The sequence below is a fragment of the Pantoea sp. SOD02 genome, assembly GCF_024707505.1.
Classification (GTDB): Bacteria; Pseudomonadota; Gammaproteobacteria; order Enterobacterales; family Enterobacteriaceae; genus Pantoea; species Pantoea symbiotica.
In genome coordinates this window covers 2,546,094-2,565,531 of the sequence record NZ_CP102604.1, presented here as the reverse complement: position 1 = coordinate 2,565,531, position 19,438 = coordinate 2,546,094, and the positions used below count along the sequence as shown (strand labels likewise).

The 19,438-nt window shown below is 56.7% G+C and carries 15 protein-coding genes and 1 tRNA gene; 15 read left to right on the top strand and 1 reads right to left on the bottom strand.

The genetic code is table 11. The features are described from left to right. Positions 1–46: 46 nt before the first annotated feature. Positions 47–122 (bottom strand) — tRNA-Asn (locus NR302_RS11975). 507 nt (positions 123–629) lie between these two features. Here NR302_RS11975 and NR302_RS11970 point away from each other — a divergent pair. The 15 genes from NR302_RS11970 (at position 630) to NR302_RS11900 (ending at position 19,432) form a co-directional block, all read left to right on the top strand. After that, a complete protein-coding gene (locus NR302_RS11970; protein ID WP_008104782.1) occupies positions 630–1,553 on the top strand; it encodes a sugar ABC transporter substrate-binding protein in 924 nt (307 codons plus the stop codon). A gap of 33 nt (positions 1,554–1,586) precedes the next feature. After that, positions 1,587–3,071: a sugar ABC transporter ATP-binding protein gene (locus NR302_RS11965; RefSeq protein WP_008104783.1), complete on the top strand. Its 1,485-nt coding sequence runs from the start codon at positions 1,587–1,589 to the stop codon at positions 3,069–3,071. Positions 3,072–3,085: 14 nt separating this feature from the next. Continuing rightward, complete coding sequence (locus tag NR302_RS11960; protein WP_061717659.1) at positions 3,086–4,117, top strand: ABC transporter permease; 1,032 nt, start codon at positions 3,086–3,088, stop codon at positions 4,115–4,117. A 457-nt stretch (positions 4,118–4,574) separates the two neighbouring features. Continuing rightward, complete coding sequence (nac, locus tag NR302_RS11955; RefSeq protein WP_008109351.1) at positions 4,575–5,492, top strand: nitrogen assimilation transcriptional regulator NAC; 918 nt, start codon at positions 4,575–4,577, stop codon at positions 5,490–5,492. A gap of 156 nt (positions 5,493–5,648) precedes the next feature. Next, on the top strand, positions 5,649–6,608 hold the full coding sequence (gene cbl, locus NR302_RS11950) for an HTH-type transcriptional regulator Cbl (protein ID WP_008109354.1): 960 nt from the start codon (positions 5,649–5,651) through the stop codon (positions 6,606–6,608). Between the two features lie 183 nt (positions 6,609–6,791). Continuing rightward, a complete protein-coding gene (locus NR302_RS11945) occupies positions 6,792–8,249 on the top strand; it encodes an NAD-dependent succinate-semialdehyde dehydrogenase (RefSeq protein ID WP_154190044.1) in 1,458 nt (485 codons plus the stop codon). 382 nt (positions 8,250–8,631) lie between these two features. Further along, the gene (locus NR302_RS11940) at positions 8,632–10,101 is read left to right on the top strand and encodes an aldehyde dehydrogenase (protein ID WP_258143548.1); all 1,470 of its coding nucleotides are present in this window, start codon (positions 8,632–8,634) and stop codon (positions 10,099–10,101) included. Between the two features lie 29 nt (positions 10,102–10,130). Continuing rightward, positions 10,131–10,799 (top strand): haloacid dehalogenase type II, encoded by a 669-nt coding sequence (locus tag NR302_RS11935; RefSeq protein WP_061717656.1) that lies wholly within the window; start codon positions 10,131–10,133, stop codon positions 10,797–10,799. A gap of 14 nt (positions 10,800–10,813) precedes the next feature. Beyond that, positions 10,814–12,091, top strand: a complete 1,278-nt coding sequence (locus NR302_RS11930) for an FAD-binding oxidoreductase (RefSeq protein ID WP_258143547.1) — start codon at positions 10,814–10,816, stop codon at positions 12,089–12,091. Positions 12,092–12,236: 145 nt separating this feature from the next. Further along, the gene (locus NR302_RS11925; RefSeq protein ID WP_008109596.1) at positions 12,237–13,841 is read left to right on the top strand and encodes an ABC transporter substrate-binding protein; all 1,605 of its coding nucleotides are present in this window, start codon (positions 12,237–12,239) and stop codon (positions 13,839–13,841) included. 131 nt (positions 13,842–13,972) lie between these two features. Next, positions 13,973–14,926, top strand: coding sequence for an ABC transporter permease (locus NR302_RS11920; protein WP_008109594.1), 954 nt, complete (start codon positions 13,973–13,975; stop codon positions 14,924–14,926). After that, positions 14,926–15,777: an ABC transporter permease gene (locus NR302_RS11915; RefSeq protein WP_008109591.1), complete on the top strand. Its 852-nt coding sequence runs from the start codon at positions 14,926–14,928 to the stop codon at positions 15,775–15,777. Before NR302_RS11920 ends, NR302_RS11915 begins: the two co-directional genes overlap by 1 nt. Continuing rightward, complete coding sequence (locus tag NR302_RS11910) at positions 15,774–17,438, top strand: ABC transporter ATP-binding protein (protein ID WP_258143546.1); 1,665 nt, start codon at positions 15,774–15,776, stop codon at positions 17,436–17,438. The genes NR302_RS11915 and NR302_RS11910 overlap by 4 nt, the downstream gene beginning before the upstream one ends. Positions 17,439–17,660: 222 nt before the next feature. Continuing rightward, entirely contained in the window at positions 17,661–18,506 is an 846-nt protein-coding gene (locus NR302_RS11905) for a GNAT family N-acetyltransferase (protein WP_258143544.1), read from the top strand. After that, entirely contained in the window at positions 18,506–19,432 is a 927-nt protein-coding gene (locus tag NR302_RS11900; protein ID WP_258143543.1) for a glyoxylate/hydroxypyruvate reductase A, read from the top strand. The genes NR302_RS11905 and NR302_RS11900 overlap by 1 nt, the downstream gene beginning before the upstream one ends. Positions 19,433–19,438: the final 6 nt, after the last annotated feature.

Below are 19,438 nucleotides of genomic sequence, written 5' to 3'. Positions count from 1 at the left end.
AAACAGAAAAGCCCGCTCAGGTTTCCCTGAGCGGGCTTTCTAAATTTGGCTCCTCTGACTGGACTCGAACCAGTGACATACGGATTAACAGTCCGCCGTTCTACCGACTGAACTACAGAGGAATCGTGTGAACGAGGCGCATATTAGCGATGCCGATCCCCGTTGTCAAAGCTCTACTGCACACTTCTGGTTTAAGTGCGCGTAAAAGCAGCGGAATGCTGCTTTTCTGCCTTGAATGATCAGATTCTAAACTGCCAGCAAGATCTCACTTTAAAACCAATTCCTTTGAGATGTTAGAGGCATGTCAAAGTTTTGTTATTTGCCGATTTTAAAACAATCATTTCAGTGCTTTTATGATGAAAGTTTCAAATGCAAGTTAGATGAAATAAATGAACTGCTAATCATCACCGGCGAAACGAGTTCCTTCATCTAAAACGGCATTTTGAAAATAACTGATTGATAAGGAATGAGTTACAAGAAACAGATGCTGTAAACCGATAGCGTTAGACCAGAAGCCTTACCTCTACAACCACAAAAAAAGCGCCAGTGACGTTGAGTGAATGTAAAAGATATTTTTCATTCGCAGTATCAGCCAACCTGAGCATGTTAACGATAAAGAAGGGTTCCCTATGAAATTCAAAAAAGCGTTATTAACTTCCCTGTTAGTTTGCATGTTACCTGCCGCAGTGATGGCAAAAGACCTTCAGGTAGGCGTTTCTATGGCGCTGTTTGATGACAACTTCCTTACCATTCTGCGCACCGCGATGCAGAAAGAGATGCAAAAAGACAACATTAAAGGCCAGGTTGAAGACGCCAAAGGCGACGTGGCTCAGCAGCTGCAGCAGGTACAGAACTTCATTGGTCAGGGCGTTGACGCCATCATCGTTAACCCGGTGGATACCAACGCCGTGAAACCGCTGGTGGATGCTGCCGCGAAAGCCGGCGTGCCGCTGGTGTTCGTCAACCGTAAACCGGCTGGCGAGTTGAAAGACAAAATGGCGTTTGTGGGTTCGGATTCTGAACTGGCGGGCCGTCTGCAGATGGAAGCGCTGGCTAAAAAGATGAACGGCAAAGGCAACGTGGCGATTCTGCTGGGCGACCTGGCTAACGAATCGACGCGTGAACGCACCAAAGGTGTGGAAGCGGTGGTAGCAAAATACCCGGATATCAAAGTCGTGCAGAAACAGACGGCCAAATTCACCCGTAACGATGCGGTAGATGTGGTGAGCAACTGGCTGACGGCGGGCGATGACATTCAGGCAATCGCCTCCAACAACGATGAAATGGCGATTGGTGCACTGCAGGCGCTGGGCAAAAACCCGAATCACATCCTGGTCGCAGGTGTGGATGGTACACCGGATGCACTGCAGATGATCAAGAACGACAAAATGGTCGCTACCGTGTTCCAGGATGCGAAAGGTCAGGGTGAAGGCGCTGTGCAAACGGCGGTCAAACTGATTAACGGCGAGAAAGTGCAGAAAGTGGTCGATATCCCGTTCCAGCTGATCACCAAAGATAACTACGAAAAATTCGCCAGTCAGAACCAGAAATAAACCGTAACCGACTCAGCCGTACGGAGGTGATGTATGACCGCTTTTGCGCTTGAAGCCGAAGGCATCAGCAAGTTCTTCCCCGGAGTGAAGGCACTCGACAATGTCTCACTGCGAATCAAACCGGGGTCGGTACATGCCCTGATGGGTGAAAATGGCGCGGGCAAATCCACTTTAATGAAATGCCTTATCGGGATGTATCGTCCCGATAAGGGCACCATTCGCATTAAAGGGGAGCCAGTGCAGTTTCAGGACACCATGGATGCGCTGCGTTCCGGCATCTCCATGATTCACCAGGAACTCAATCTGGTGCCTTACATGACCGTAGCCGAAAACATTTGGCTCGGTCGCGAACCGATGAAGTACGGCTTTGTTGACCACGGCAAGCTGAACAAACAGACGCAGGAACTGCTGAACAGACTAAACATCCGTCTGAAAGCCGATCGTATGGTGGGCGAGCTGAGTATCGCCTCGCAGCAGATGGTGGAAATCGCCAAAGCGGTTTCCTGGAATTCGGACATCGTGATTATGGATGAACCGACCTCGGCACTGACGGAAACCGAAGTGGCGCATCTGTTCACCATCATCCGCGACCTGCGCGAGCAGGGCAAAGCCATCATCTATATCAGCCATAAAATGGATGAGATTTTTGCGATAACCGATGAGATCAGCATTTTCCGTGACGGTGCGTGGGTGGGCAGCAACAACACCAGCGAATACACCCGCCAGTCACTGATTACGCAGATGGTAGGCCGTGAATTGACCCAGCTGTTCCCGAAATTCAACGGTGAAATTGGTGAAGATGTGCTGACGGTGCGCAATCTCACCTGCAAAGATCGCTTCACCGACATCAACTTCTCAGTGCGCAAAGGCGAAATCCTCGGCGTAGCGGGATTGGTGGGTGCCGGACGCAGCGAAGTGATGGAAAGCCTGTTCGGCATGGAGAGTTTCGACAGCGGTGAAATCCTGATTGATGGCGTGCCGGTCAAGATCGATTCGCCTTCGACGGCGATTGAGAAGGGCATGGCGTTCCTGACCGAAGACCGTAAAAAGTCGGGGCTGTTCCTGGTGTTGTCGGTGATGGAGAACATGAGCATCGTCAACATGCCCGATTACACCCATAAAAGCGGTTTTGTCAGCCACATCAAAATGGCGCAGGACTGTATGGATCAGATTCGCAAGCTGAACATCAAAACCCCAACCATGGATCAGATCATCAATAACCTCAGCGGCGGTAACCAGCAGAAGGTGCTGATTGCCCGCTGGCTGCTGGCGCAACCGAAGATCCTGATTCTCGACGAACCAACGCGCGGTATCGACGTTGGTGCAAAAGCAGAGATTTATCGCTTAATCAGTGAACTGGCGAATCGCGGCGTGGCCATCATCATGGTGTCGTCCGAGCTGCCAGAAATTCTCGGCATGAGCGACCGCGTGATGGTTATGCACGGCGGACGTATAACCGGCATCCTCGATAAAGAAGAGGCCAATCAGGAATCCATTTTGTCGTTGGCATCCGAGTGAGGCGTGAGACATCTATGAGTAACGTAAAAATTACGGCCCCGCAGGCCGCAGAACAGAGTTCTTTCTTTAGCAACTTGCGTCACAAGCTGCCAAAAGACACCGGGATTTTTGTCGTGATGGTGGGCATTGCCCTGATTTTTGAAATTGCCGGTTGGTACGTACGTGATCAATCTTTCCTGATGAACACCAACCGCTTAGTACTGATTATTCTGCAGGTCGCGATCATCGGTATCATCGCGGTGGGCGTGACGCAGGTCATTATCACCACCGGTATCGACCTGTCATCCGGTTCGGTTATCGCCTTAACCGCGGTTGTGGCGGCCAGTCTGGCGCAAACTTCAGACAGCCTGTCGCCGATGTATCCGTCGCTGGTTAACCTGCCTGCGGTGATACCGATTGTTGCCGGGATTGGCGTGGGGCTGCTGTGCGGCGTGATGAACGGCGTGTTAATCACCAAAACCGGTATTCCTCCGTTCATCGCCACGCTCGGCATGATGGTATCAGCACGCGGTCTGGCGCAGTACTACACGCAGGGTAACCCAATCAGCTTCCTGTCAGATGGCTTCACCTCCATCGGCCAGGGCGCAATGCCGGTGATTATCTTCCTGGTGGTGGCGTTCCTGTTCCACATCGCGCTGAAACACACGCGTTACGGTAAATATGTCTACGCGATTGGCGGCAACATGACCTCCGCCAAAGTGTCCGGTATCAACGTTAATAAGTATCTGATCATCGTCTACACCATCGCCGGTGCGCTCTCAGGCCTGGCGGGTGTGGTGCTGGCGGCGCGTGTCAGTAGCGGTCAGTCAAGCATGGGTATGGCATACGAACTAGATGCCATCGCCGCAGCCGTTATCGGCGGCAGCAGCCTGATGGGCGGCGTTGGACGCATTACCGGTACGCTGATTGGTGCGGTGATTCTTGGCCTGATTAAGAGCGGCTTCACCTTTGTCGGTGTGGATGCTTATGTGCAGGACATTATTAAAGGCATCATCATTGTTGCGGCAGTTTCGATTGATATGCATCGCAACCGTAAAAAACGTTGATAGTGTGGTCGCCATAAATGGCGACCCTACAAAAGCTTCGTAGGGTGCGCATTTATGCGCACCTTTTTATTGGCCGCAGTGATTCGGGAATAAGTTTTCCAACTGGTTAAAACCGTTCTTTTCCGCTCGTTTGGTTTCATTCCCGCCATTTCTGCTCATTTTCTGTGTTATCTGCACCAAACCAGCTCATCCGGTCATCACTTTTTTGCACGCCTGACTCGCATTTCCTGCCCCATTGCAGTGCAATTTGTTTGATTCTTACTCTTTTTGCGTCATCGCTCGCGCTTATTAACTCCTTCGAGGTAATCACAAACGCTTATTTTCCGTGCCTTTAGGAAAAATCTGGCGATGCAATTTTGCTTCGCAAACAAACCTGGCCTGCATATTGCAACTTCATTTCCACAAGCCAGCAGGCTGAGACGCCCAACCTGGGTATTCGGGGATTGACGGAGGCAACATGAATTTAAGACGACTCAAGTATTTTGTAAAAATCGTCGATATCGGCAGCCTGACTCAGGCAGCAGAAGTGCTGCACATCGCGCAGCCTGCGCTTAGCCAGCAGGTCGCTACGCTGGAAAATGAACTCGATCAGCAATTGCTGATCCGCACCAAGCGCGGCGTGACGCCAACTGAAGCCGGTAAAATTCTGTATGCCCACGCCCGCACCATTCTGCGTCAGTGTGAACAGGCGCAAACGGCAGTGATCAACGCCGGCCAGGCACTCAACGGCCAGGTTTCCATCGGTTTAGCGCCGGGCACCGCCGCATCCTCGCTCACCATGCCGCTGCTGCAGACGGTGCGTGAGCAGTTCCCGGATGTGCTGGTGTATCTGCATGAAAACAGCGGCACCTCGCTGAACGAAAAAGTGATGAACGGCCAACTGGACATGGCGGTGCTGTACGACCGTGCGCCAACGGCGGGCATCAACAGCATTCCATTAATGAAAGAAGAGCTCTATCTGGTGGGCGCAACGGCGTGTCCGGGTGCGACTGTAGATCTGGCGGAAGTGGCGCAGATGAGCCTGTTCCTGCCACGCGATTACAGCGCGGTACGTAAACGTGTTGATGAAGCGTTCTCGCTGCGTCGTCTGAGCGCGCGCATCATCGGCGAAATCGAATCGATCTCCACGCTGACTGCGGCGGTGTCCAGCGGCATGGGCGTCACAGTGCTGCCAGAATCTGCGGCGCGTGCGCTGGTGAGCTCAACCCATGCGTGGATGGCGCGGATTAACAGTCCGTCGCTGAACCTGCCGCTGTCGCTGAACATCTCGGCGCGTCTGCCGCTGTCGCCGTCGGCGCAGGCGGTGAAGAATATTCTGCTGTCGCTGCTGAATAAGCCAGCGGTAGAGGATCGTGAATTGATGTTGGTGGGTTAATCCCGTAGGGTCGCCATTCATGGCGACCTTTTTTATCTTCCTCGCAAAATCTCCCTTATTACTATTCCGCATAACACACCGTTTTTTATTATTTGTTGCGATGACGCCAACTTCATAACATGGACGAAACAGGGGCAGGAATCAGGAGAAAAGGGCGTGAATTTCCAGCAACTTAAAATTATACGTGAAGCAGCCCGTTGCGAGTTCAACCTGACCGAAGTGGCGAATACATTGTTTACCTCCCAATCAGGAGTAAGCCGCCATATTCGCGATCTGGAAGATGAACTGGGCGTGGAAATTTTTATTCGTCGTGGCAAGCGACTCTTAGGCATGACCGAACCGGGCAAGGCGCTGCTGACCATTGCTGAGCGCATCCTTGATGAAGCGGGCAAAGTTCGCCGCTTAGCGGATGTGTTTACCAATGAAACCAGCGGCGTGCTGACTATCGCCACCACGCACACTCAGGCGCGTTACAGCCTGCCGCGCGTGATTAAAGCGTTTCGTCAGCTCTATCCTAATGTGCGTCTCGAGCTGAATCAGGGATCGCCGCAGGAGATCGTCGCCATGCTGCTGGCGGGTGAAGCCGACATCGGCATCGCCTCCGAGCAGTTAGTGAATAACAGCAGCCTCGCGGCATTCCCGTGGTTCAGCTGGCATCACTCACTTTTAGTGCCGCACGATCATGAACTGTTGCAGCATCAGCCGGTCACGCTTGCCAGCCTCAGCCGCTATCCCTTGATCACCTATCGTCAGGGCATTACCGGCCGTTCGCGGGTCGATCGTGCTTTCCAGGCGGCAGGACTCAGACCGGATATCGTGCTCAGTGCGCAGGATTCTGACGTGGTGAAAACCTACGTCGAGCTCGGCCTTGGGGTGGGTATTCTGGCCGATCAGGCGTGTGATATTTACGAAGGGGAAGACCTGGTAAAAATCGACACGCACCATCTGTTCGATGCCAATACTGTGTGGCTCGGCCTGAAACGCGGTCAGTTGCAGCGCAATTACGTTTGGCAGTTCCTGGAGCTGTGTAACGCTAATCTGTCGCTGGAGGAAATTAAGCGTCAGGCACTTTCCTACGAGACAGAAAACGAACCGGCTATCGATTTCCAGATTTGATTCGTTGGGAAAAACCGTCCCGATCCTTCGTAGGGTCGCCATTTATGGCGACCTTCCCCCACACAGCATAAAATTTCTTTTCCCGCCGCAAAACAGACACCGACACAAATTCCCTGCGCCAGAAAAACATCCTGCGCTGTCGCGTCACGTTACAGTGAAATGACGAAGATACAGGGGATTGTCATGTCGCGAATTCAACTGAAAGATACGGAATTACTGCGCCAGCAGGCGCTGTTTGGCGGTCGCTGGCAGGATGCGCATCAGGGCGCAACGCTTGAGGTGATCGATCCCGGCACGCAGCAGCCGATTGCCACCATTCCGGCATTGGGTGCGGCGGAAACCGAGCAGGCGATAGATTATGCCGAATCGGTGCGCGTCAGCTGGGGCAAAACCCCCAACGCCACGCGCGCCGCGCTGCTGGAAAAATGGCATCAGCTGATTATCGATAATGCCGACGATCTGGCGATCATCATGACCGCCGAGCAGGGCAAGCCGCTGGCGGAAGCAAAAGGCGAAGTGCTGTACGGCGCCAGCTTTGTGAAATGGTTCGCGGAAGAGGCGCGTCGTATTTACGGTGACACCATTCCCGCACCGAGCGACGATCGCCGCATTCTGGTACTCAAGCAGCCGGTTGGCGTGGCGGCAGCAATCACGCCGTGGAACTTCCCGATTGCGATGATCACCCGCAAAGTCGCGCCCGCGCTGGCCGCAGGTTGCCCGATTATCGTTAAGCCGTCGGAGTTAACGCCGCTGTCGGCATTAGCGCTGGCGGTGTTAGCCGAACGCGCCGGTTTCCCCAGCGGCGTGTTGCAAGTGTTAACCGGCTTGCCAACCGAAATAGGCAGCACGCTGACCGCCAGCCGCACGGTGCGCAAAATTTCTTTCACCGGTTCCACCCGCGTCGGCCAGCTGTTGATGCAGCAGAGCGCCGACAGCATCAAGCGCCTGAGCCTGGAGCTGGGCGGCAACGCGCCTTTGATTGTCTTTGATGATGCCGATCTCGACGTGACCATTCCCGGCGTGATGGCGAGTAAATTCCGCAACGCCGGACAAACCTGCGTCTGCGCCAACCGCATTCTGGTGCAGCGCGGCATCTATGAGCGCTTCAGCGAGCGCTTGCTGGAAGCGGTATCTGCGCTGAAAGTCGGTGACGGATTTGCGCCAGACAGCACCATCGGGCCACTGATCAACGACCGCGCCGTCGAGAAGGTTAACAGCCATATCGACGATGCGCTCAGCCAGGGCGCGACCTTGCTGCGCGGCGGCATCAGCGCGCCAAACGGCACCTTTGTCGAACCCACGGTATTGGGCAACGTCACCAGCAGCATGCGTATTGCACATGAAGAAACCTTCGGCCCGGTAGCACCGCTGTTTATCTTCGACACGGAAGAAGAGGCAATCCGCATGGCGAATGACACGCCTTATGGACTTGGGGCTTATTTCTTTACCGAGAATATTCGTCGGGCATGGCGCGTGGCAGAATCATTAGAATTTGGCATGGTCGGATTTAATACCGGTGCAATTTCATTAGACGCCGCACCCTTTGGTGGAATTAAATTATCCGGCTTAGGTCGTGAAGGATCGCGTTACGGTATCGAAGAGTATTTAGAACAGAAGACGTTTCACATTGGCAGTTTATAAATAACCATCACAATATTCGTAGGGTCGCCATTAATGGTGACCACCTAAAACAGCGCCGCAACCCCCAGGTTCGCGGCGCTGTTTATTTTGTGCGTCGCGTCATACTTTGTCGCCCATCCCCGTTTTAGTGCAAGTTTCATGCGCATTGCACCGTCGCGACGCACATATTTTGTGAAGTAAATCATCTGTTTATTCCTTCGGCAATTCCGCAAAATTTCGCTCACCAATACGGCAGAAAATTTTTTTGCGCTGTTTTTTACGCATTTTTATTTTTCACTGGGCTGGCATACTTTCTGCATTAGCTTATTAGCGTGACAGAAAAATGCAGTGCAAATCGTTAATTAGCGCGTCTGTGATGGGTGTAACAAATAAGGAATTTTCCATGTTAAGTTTCGACCCTGAAAAAGTTTTACTTCCTGCTGGTCATTATATTGGCGGGCAACATCTTAAAACGGCGGGCGCGCGTTTTGCCGTTAAACGTCCGTCTGATGGCAAAGTCTATGCCGAACTCAGCGAAGCCACGATTGAAGATGTTGATCGCGCCGTCACCACCGCGCACCAGGCGCTGAAAACCAGCGGCTGGCGCAGCTGTGCGCCGCGTGAGCGCGGCAAAATCATGCGTCGCTGGGCTGATCTGATTGAGAACGATCCGTTACTGGCGCAACTCGAATCGCTCGGCTCCACGCGCCCAATCAGCGACGTAATGCAGCACGAAATTCCCTTCACCGCCGAAGCCATTCGCTTCTACGCCGAGTGCGCCGACAAATACAGCGGCGACCTATTCCCCACCCAGGAAAGCAGCCTCGGCATGCTGATTGCTGAGCCATACGGCGTGATCGGTGCAATTACGCCGTGGAATTTCCCGCTGTCGATGGCGTCGTGGAAGTGCGGTCCGGCGCTGGCGGCAGGAAATGCTGTGGTGCTGAAACCCTCTGAGCTGACGCCGTTCTCCACCGTGCGCATGGCCGAACTGGCGGTGCAGGCCGGTTTACCGGCGGGCGTACTGAATATCGTGCAGGGCTGCGGCGCGGTGACTGGCAACGCGCTGGTCACCCATCCGCTGGTGCGCAAAGTCTCCTTTACCGGTTCCACGCTTACCGGCGCTCGCATCATGGGCGACATCGCGCAGCACGGCATGAAACCGGTCACGCTGGAGCTGGGCGGTAAAAGTCCGCAGCTGGTGTTCGACGATGCCGGTGATATCGATGTATTAGCGCAGCGTATTCTGCGCGGCTTCACCGCCAACGGCGGCCAGGCGTGTGTCGCCGGAACCCGTTTGATTGTGCAGCGCGGCATTGCGCAGCCGTTGCTGGAGAGATTGGTCGCGCTCTGTCAGCAGCCGCGTCCGGGCGTGACCTGGCAGGAGAGCAGCCGCTATGCGCCGCTGATCGATGAACGTCAGGGCAACAAAGTGGCGTCAGTAATCGCCGATGCCAAAGCGCAGGGCGCGGAAGTGCTGGTGGGCGGCGAACGCTTTGCCGACACCGCAGAAGGCTGGTTCTGGCAGCCAACGCTGCTGTGCGGCGTTGCCCACGATAATCCGGCGGTGCAGCAGGAAATTTTTGGTCCGGTGCTCACCGTGCAACAGTTTGATGATGAGGAAGAAGGGCTGGCGCTGGCGGCACACGAAACCTACGGCCTGTGCGCCGGCGTGCATACGCTGAGTCTGCCGCGTGCGCTGCGTGCGGTGCGCGCGCTGGAATCCGGCACCGTGTGGGTCAATCGCTATGGCCGCTCCGGCGATTTCATTATCCCGACCGGCGGCTTCCTCGGCTCGGGCATTGGCAAGGATCTGGGACGTCAGGCATTCCAGGCCTGTCAGCGCCAGAAAAGCGTGTTAATCGATTTCTAATTTTGTGTTCTCAACCGCGAGGTCGCTTCATGGCACTGTTTAAACCGAAATTCATCACCTTTGATTGCTACGGCACCCTGATCAATTTTGACATGGCAGGCGCAGCCGAACGTTGCTTCAAAGATCGTGTATCCGCACAGGAGATGCTGGCGTTCACCACCGATTTCGCCCGCTACCGTTTTGACGAAGTGCTTGGCGCGTGGAAGCCGTATTACGACGTGGTCAGCGATGCCATTCAGCGCACCTGCAAAAAGTGGGGCGTGGCGTGGAGCCAGGCGGACAGCGACTTTATCTACACCGATTGCGCCACGTGGGGTCCGCATCCTGACGTGCCTGCCGGTTTAGCCAAAGTAGCCAAAGAGTTCCCGCTGGTGCTGCTCACTAACTCGATGAACGATTTGATCCCGCATCACGTGCCGCGTCTGGGCGCGCCGATTCATATGACCATCACCGCCGAAGAAGTCGGTGCCTACAAGCCGCAGATGAAAGGCTTCGAGTACATGCTCGACAAACTGAACTGTGGTCCGGAAGAGATTCTGCATGTCTCCTCCAGCCTGCGTTATGACCTGATGACCTGTTACGACATGGGCATCAAAAACAAGGTATGGGTCAATCGCGGTCACGATCCGGCTAATCCGGCGTATCAATATACCGAAATCAACGATATCGGCGGTCTGGCCGCTGTGGTTGGACTCTAAGCCCGGAGGCGGCGATGAAACTCGAATCATTCTGGCAAGCCACAGCACCCACCTTTAGCGGCGCAGCCACTGGCGCACTGCCGAGTACCGCTGAGGTGGTGGTGATTGGCGGCGGCTTTACCGGCGTCTCGACGGCGCTCAACCTGGCGCGCAGCGGCATCAACGTGGTGCTGCTGGAGAGCGGCGAGGTAATGAGCCAGGCGTCGGCGCGTAACGGTGGACACTGCAATACCGGCGTGGCGCAGAACTTTGCCTCGCTGGTGGAGAGCCAGGGAATCGAGCAGGCCAGCCGCTTCTATCGCGCCTATGACGATGCGGTGAGCTATGTCGAACAGCTGGTGCGTGAAGAGCAGATTGATTGCGATTTTCGTTTGTGCGGCAAGCTGAAACTCGCCAGCAAAGCCTCGCATTTTCCCGGCCTGCGCAGCGCGTGGCAGTTGATGCGCGACACCGTTGATCCTGAAATCGAGCTGATTAGTAAAGATGAGATTCGCCGTGAAGTGGGCAGCGATGCCTTTCACGGTGGTCTGCTGCAGAAGCGCGGCGGCCAAATGCATATGGGCAAGTTTGGTATCGGGCTGGCGGAAGCGGCGGCGCGTAGCGGGGCGAAGATCTTCCCGCATCATGCGGTGACCGGCTTAACGCGCCTCGACGGCTATCGTCACCGCGTCAGCACCGCGCAGGGCGAGATCATCGCCGACAAAGTGATGATGGCAACCGGCGTCTCCAATGAAGGGCCTTTCCCGTGGTTCCAGCGCCGCATCGTGCCGGTCGGCAGCTTTATTGTGGTGACGGAACCGCTTGGTGACGAACTGATCAATCAGGTGCTGCCGCAAGACCGCACTTACGTAACCTCACTGAATATCGGCAACTACTTCCGTACCACGTCGGATCGTCGATTGGTGTTTGGTGGCCGCGCGCGCTTTGCGGTGAGCAATCCGACGTCGGACACACGCAGCGGCGACGTACTGCGTGCGGCAATGACCGCGCTGTTCCCGCAGCTGGGCAAGTCGCGTATCGATTACTGCTGGGGCGGCATGGTGGATATGACCGCCGACCGCTTGCCGCACGCTGGTGAACAGGATGGCGTGTTTTATTCAATGGGCTACAGCGGCCACGGTACGCAGATGTCGGTGTGGATGGGCCGCGTGATGGCCGATCTGCTGGCGGAGAAACGCAACGAAAATCCCTGGCAGCGCGACACCTGGCCTGCGCTGCCCGGTTACCACGGGAAACCGTGGTTTTTGCCCCTGGCGGGTTTGTATTACAAAGCCAAGGATCGGTTGTCGTGAAAACCTGGATCGTGCGGTTATCGAAACGGTCGCCATAAATGGCGACCCTACAACACCCGCATTCTCGCCGTAGGGTCGCCATTTATGGCGACCGCCTAAAAGACGAACAACGAAATCAACAACAATTCATATTGAGGGTGTGCAGATGAGTAAATTCGATAAAGAGTCTGACGCTGTAAATCCGGCCTTAACCCGCATGTTGACCGAAGGGTCGATGTCGCGCCGTGGCCTGATGAAGTTGTTGTCTGCCGGTGCCGTGATGAGCAGCGGTTTAATCGCTTTCCCGCAGATGAGTTTTGCGGCAACCACCCCAGTGAAAGGTGGCAAACTGCGCGCCGCCATGTCTAACGCCTCCGCCACCGACACACTCGATCCGGCCAAAGGCAACAACAGCGGCGATTACACCCGTCAATTCATGGTCTACAGCGGCCTCACCGAGCTGGATAAAAGCCTCGCGGTGCAACCGGCGCTGGCGGAATCCATCGACTCCAGCGACGGCATTACCTGGCAGATCAAACTGCGCAAAGGCGTCACCTTCCACGACGGCAAACCGCTGACCGCCAAAGATGTCATCTACTCGCTGAGCCGCCACAAAGATCCGGCGGTAGCGTCCAACGCCTTCAAGCTGGCCGATCAGTTCAAAACCTTCACTGCTGTGAACGACAACGAAGTGACGCTGGAACTGGCGCAGGCCAACTTCGACGTACCATTTATGCTGGCCAGCGCGCCGTTCCTGATCGTGCAGGACGGCACCAAAGACTTCAGCAAAGGCATCGGCACTGGCCCGTTCAAACTGAAAGAGTTCACGCCGGGCGTGCGTTCGGTCGGCGTGAAAAACCCGAACTACTTCAAGCCGGGCCTGCCGCATCTGGATGAAGTCGAGTTGCTGGGCGTCACCGACCAAGCGGCGCGCGTCAATGCGCTGATGTCGGGCGATCTGCACATCGTCTCCACCCTGAGCGCCGCCGACTGCAACCGCATCAAAGCCACCTCGGATTTCGGCGTGCTGGAGAGCAAATCCGGCATGTACACCAACCTGATTATTCGCACCGACGTGAAGCCGGGCAGCAACGAAGATTTCGTGCTGGCGATGAAGTATCTGCAGCCGCGCGACATCCTGGTGAAAACCGTGCTGCAGGGTTACGGCGACGTCAGTAACGATACGCCGGTACCGCCGTGGCATCCGCTGTATAACGCCGATCTCAAACCGCGTCCGCTGGATGCCGAGAAAGCCAAGTTCCACATCGAGAAAGCCGGTATGAAAGGCGCGACGGTGGAGATCATCACCACGCCAAACATTGAAGGCTCGGTAGAGGGCGGCCAGCTGATCCAGCAGGTATCGCGCAGCACCGGTCTGAACATCAAAGTGCGTCGCGTGCCGTATGACGGTTACTGGTCAACGCACTGGACCAAAGATCCGGTCGGCTACGGCTCAATCAACCCGCGCCCGACGCTGGATATGCTGTTCTCGCAGTTCTATCTCTCCACCGCGTCCAACAACGAATCGGGCTGGAAGAATGAGCAGTTTGACCAGCTGGTGGTGGCGGCGCGCGGTGAGCGCGAGCAGACCAAACGCAAACAGATGTACGGTGACATGCAGAAGCTGATTTACGATCACTGCGGCACCATCATCCCAACCTTTATCAGCTCCACCGACGGTTACAGCAAGAAAGTGGGCGGCGTAGAAGCCTGGCCAAGCGGCATGATGATGGGTTATCGCTTCCATGAATTCGCCTGGCTGAATGCCTGATTCCGCAACGTGCACTTATCGTAGCGGCGCAATTTATTGCGCTATGTTGACCTTTAACTTCAACAGAGCGCGATAAATCGCGCCGCTACGGAATGTGCGGTTATTGAATTTTCTGTAACAGGAGATCGCCGATGAACCGATACATGTTGTTCCTGATTGCCCGGCGCGCAGGCGCAGGCATCCTGACCTTGCTTATCGTCTCGGCGGTGGTGTTCTTTATCACCAGCCTGCTGCCCGGCGACGCGGCGCAGATGATTCTCGGGCAAAACGCCACGCCGGAAACGGTGGCGGCGTTGCGCCAGCAGTTGGGACTCGATCAGCCGCTACTGGTGCGCTACTTCACATGGCTCACCGGCATGTTGCAGGGTGATTTTGGCACCTCGTTCGCCAGCCATCTGCCGGTGTTGCAGCTGGTGGAACAGCGCATTCCCGCCACGCTGGAGTTAGCCGGCATCACCACGGTGATCTGCGTGCCGCTGGCGCTGATTATCGGCATCGTGGCGGCGATGAATCGCGGCTCGGCGCTGGACCGTTTTCTGGTGATCAGCACCATGGCAACCGTCGCGGTGCCGGAGTTTCTGGTGGCCACGGTGGCAGTGCTGATCTTCGCGGTGAAACTGCATTGGGTGTCGGCGATGTCGTTCGGCAGCCCGGACATGGACGTCATCAGCTACCTCAAAGCCTACGCGCTGCCGGTGTTAACCCTGTGCTGCGTGCTGGTGGCGCAGATGGCGCGCATGACGCGCTCCGCCATCATCAACCAGCTCGACAGCCCCTATCTGGAGATGGCGCTGCTGAAAGGCGTTTCGCCGCTGCGTGCGGTGCTGCGCCACGCGCTGCCGAATGCAGTCGGGCCGATTGCTAACGCCATCTCGCTCAGCCTGTCGTATCTGTTTGGTGGCGTGATCATCATCGAATCGATCTTCAGCTATCCTGGTCTGGCGAGTGCGCTGGTGGATGCGGTGAGCAACCGCGATCTGCCGGTGGTACAGCTGTGCGTCATGCTGTTCGCCGCCTGCTATCTGGTGCTGCTGCTGGCGGCCGATATCCTCACCATCGCCTTTAACCCGAAATGGAGAAGCTGATGAATACGTTACTGCTGCCTGTACGTCTGTTTCAGTCGCTGTCGCTTTCGGGCCGCATCGGACTGCTGATCTCGCTGTTTTGGCTGCTGATGGCGCTGTTTGGTAACCAGCTGGCGCCGCATAACGTCGAAGACATTGGCGGCGGGCCGATGCTCGGTGGCATGACGTCTGCCAACTTGCTCGGCACCGATTATCTGGGGCGCGACATCCTCAGCCGCATTCTCTACGGCGCGAAATTCTCCATTGGCCTGGCGCTCACCGCCGCGCTGTGCGCCAGCATCATCGGCACCTTGCTGGCGCTGCTGGCGGCTGTCGCCGGTCGCTGGCTGGAAGAGGTGCTGGGACGTGTGAACGATGCGCTGCTGGTGCTACCGGGCAAAGTGTTGTCGCTGATGATTGTCGCGGTGTTCGGTTCTTCGCTGCCGATGCTGATTCTCACCGCCATCTTCACTTACTGGCCGGGCGCGTTCCGTATCGCCTTCGCCATGGCCAGCAGCCTGCGCAATATGGATTACGTGCGTGCCTCGCGTCTGCGCGGGGAAAGCCGCTGGTACGTGGCGATCCACGACATCCTGCCAAACATGGTGCATCCGATGCTCACTGACTTCGGCCTGCGCTTTGTTTATATCGTGCTGCTACTGAGCGGCTTGAGTTTCCTTGGCCTTGGCGTGCAACCGCCGTATGCCGATTGGGGCACGCTGGTGCGTGAAAACATTCAGGGCTTGTTCAACGGTTCGCCAGCGGTACTGATGCCGGCGGTGGCTATCGCCAGCCTGACCATTGGCGCGAACCTGTTTATCGATAGCCTGCAGCAGATGCGTCCGTTGACGCTGGCGAAGGAGGGAGCATGAACGTGACGCCACATACCGCCATGCCGGTGATCTCGGTGGAGAATCTGCGCGTAACGGCGCAGACCGACAAAGGTGAAGAGATTGATCTGGTTTCCGATATTCGTTTCACGGTGCAGAAGGGCGAAGTGCTGGCGCTGATTGGTGAATCCGGCTCCGGCAAAACCACCATTGCGATGGCGCTGATGGGCTATGCGCGCCACGGCTGTCGCATCGCCGACGGCAACATTCACATGGCCGGCACCGATGTGCGAAGCCTGTCGCCGGGCCAGCTGCGTGAGTTTCGCGGCAACAAAGTGGCGTACATCGCGCAGAGTGCGGCGGCGTCGTTTAACCCCGGCATGCGCATTCTCGATCAGGTGATTGAGCCGGTGGTGATTCACGGCACCATGAAGCGCAAAGACGCCAAACAAAAGGCGATTGCGCTGTTCCGCGAATTGGCGCTGCCTAATCCCGACACCATCGGCGACCGCTTTCCGCATCAGGTTTCCGGCGGTCAGCTGCAACGTCTGATGACGGCGATGGCGTTGATTGGCGATCCGGATGTGGTCATTCTCGACGAACCGACTACCGCACTCGATGTGACGACGCAGGTGGAAGTACTGAAAGCGTTTCGCCGCGTAGTGGCGCAGCGCGGCGTAACGGCGATTTACGTCAGCCACGATTTAGCCGTGGTGGCGCAGATGGCCGACCGCATTCTAGTGCTGCTGCGCGGTCAGATGGCGGAATACGGCACCACCGAACGACTGATTGGCGCACCGCAGGCGGAATACACCAAACTGCTGATGGATGCGGCGCGGCAAAAAGAGCGCCCAAGCAGCTGGACCTGCGCCGTGGCGGATATGCAGCCGCTGATGGAAGTGCGCGATCTCAGCGCCGGTTACGGCCCGCGCGACAGCAACGGTCAGCAGAAAATCCGTATTCTCGAAGACATCAATCTGAAGCTGTGGAAAGGCCAGGCGATTGGCATTATTGGCGAGTCCGGTTCGGGTAAAACCACGCTGGCGCACGCCATTGCTGGACTCAACGCGCCGAGCCACGGCCATATTCTGTTTAACGGTCACTACATTAACGGCGATATGCATAAGCGCCCGGACAATGAGCTGCGCCGCATTCAATACGTGTTCCAGATGGCCGATACCGCACTGAATCCGGCGCACAGCGTCGAGCAGATTCTGACGCGTCCGCTGGTGTTGTTCCATGGCTTGAAAGGCGCGGCGCTGAAGGCACGGCTGCATCAGCTGCTGGATCTGGTGAAGCTGCCGCGCACCGTGCTATGGCGGCGTCCGTGGGCGCTGTCTGGCGGACAGAAGCAGCGTGTGAATCTGGCGCGCGCGCTGGCAGCCGAGCCGGATTTGATTCTGTGCGACGAAGTGACATCTGCGTTGGATACCGTGGTGGCTGCGGCGGTGCTGGATTTGATCAGCGAACTGCGCCGCGAGCTGGGATTGTCGGTGCTGTTTATCAGCCACGACATGCATGCGGTGCGCGCGGTGTGCGACGATATCGTGGTGATGAAATCCGGCAAAATCGTCACGCAGATTGCGCGCGCCGATTACGATAAGCCGACCAGCGAACTCTATTTCGAACGCCTGAAACGCGCCGTGCCTGAGTTGCGGCAAGGTTGGCTTGATGAGCACGAAGAGGTGTTAAAGGCGGAGTGAATGCCAGGTCGACATAAATGGCGCCCCTACAACCGCACAGAACCCGCAGGGTCGCCATTTATGGCGACCATCAGCACATGCACAGAACCCGCAGGGTCGCCATTTATGGCGACCATCAGCACATGCACAGAACCCGTAGGGTCGCCATTTATGGCGACCGTCAGCACATGCACAGAACTCGTCGGGTCGCCATTTATGGCGACCTCACTAGCAAGGAAAACCATGATCACACTACGCGCAATGACGCAAAACGACATCGAACACGGCTACGCCATCACCCAACAGCTCAAATGGCCGCACCGCCGGGAAGACTGGCAGCAGGCGTTGGCGCTGGGTGAAGGCGTGGTCGCTGAAGAAAACGGCGATTTCGTCGGCAGCGCCTTTGGCTGGCGCTGGGGCGAGCAGGCAGCAACCATCGGTTTGGTGGTGGTGAATCCGCAGTTTCAAGGCCGCGGCACCGGCAAGCAATTAATGCAGGCGCTGCTGGAAAAATTCCCCGACTACAACATTCGCCTGCACGCCACCGAAATGGGCAAAGGGCTGTACCAGAAGCTCGGCTTTGAGGTCACTGGCCACATTCAGCAGCATCAAACGCGCGAGCTGGCGGCGGTGCCAACCGTCACTATTCCAGCCGGTTTAACGCTGCGTAACGCACAAGCCGCAGACGCCGATCTGCTGATCGAACTCGATCATCAAGCGCACGGCATGTGGCGTCCAGCTTTGATCAACAGCCTGATTACCGATTTCCAAACCGTGCTGCTGCAGGATGCCAAACAGCGCGTGCATGGTTTTGCCAGCCTGCGCCGCTTCGGTCACGGCTGGGCGATTGGTCCGGTGATCGCGCTGAATGTCGACATCGCGCAAACGCTGATTTCCGCCTTGATGCAAGGCCTGCGCGGCGAGTTCGTGCGTATTGACACCGATGGCGCGCTGCCGCTAGCGGCCTGGCTGGAAACCTTGGGCTTGGCGCAGGTGGATGCGCCCACCACCATGATTCGGGGAACGCCGTGGTCACCGCAAGAAGGTGAGATGCAGGCATTCGGGTTGATGACCCAGGCGATGGCCTGATGCATATCGTCTACAAATCAGAAGCCACGCGTGGTGCGCACTGGCAGCGCTGGCTGGCGCAACATGCGCAGGATATTCAGCTGCATATCTGGCCGGATATTGGCGATCCCGAGCAGGTTGAACTGCTGGTGGCGTGGCAGCCGCCGGAAAACCTGATGAGCACCTTTCCCAATCTCAAAGCGCTGTTATCGGTCGGCGCGGGCGCGGATCAGTTCGATCTCAGCCAACTGCCACCCGATTTGCCGGTGGTGCGCATGATCGAACCGGGACTAACGCAAGGTATGGTCGAATACGTCACTTTCGCGGTGCTTGGCTTACATCGCGATATGCCGCGCTACTTTCAGCAGCAACGCGCTGAGCAGTGGCAAACTCACCCGATTCGCACCGCCAGCCAGCGCCGTGTTGGCGTGATGGGCCTCGGCGAACTCGGCCAGGCGGCGTTAAAACAGTTGGTGTCGCTCGGTTTTGATTGCGCTGGCTGGAGCCGCACCCCGCGTGAAATCAGCGGCGTGCATTGCTGGCACGGCAGCGATCAGCTGGGTGATTTCCTCGCGCACAGCGACATTCTGGTGTGCCTGCTGCCGCTCACCGACAGCACGCGCGGCTTGCTCAATGCGCAACTGTTCGCGCAGCTACCTGACGGCGCAGCGCTGGTCCAAGTGGGACGCGGTCCGCAGCTCAACGAAGCGGATCTACTGGCAGCGCTGGCAAGCGGCAAACTCAGCGCGGCGGTGATTGATGTTACCGATCCCGAGCCACTGCCTGCCGGACATCCGTTCTGGCAGCATCCGGCTATTTGGCTGACGCCGCACATCGCCAGCCAGACACAAACCGACAGCGCCGTCGCCGCGCTGCTCGACAATCTGCGCCGCTATCAGCGCGGCGAACCGATGGTCGGCCTGATCGATCGCAACCGGGGATACTGAGATGCA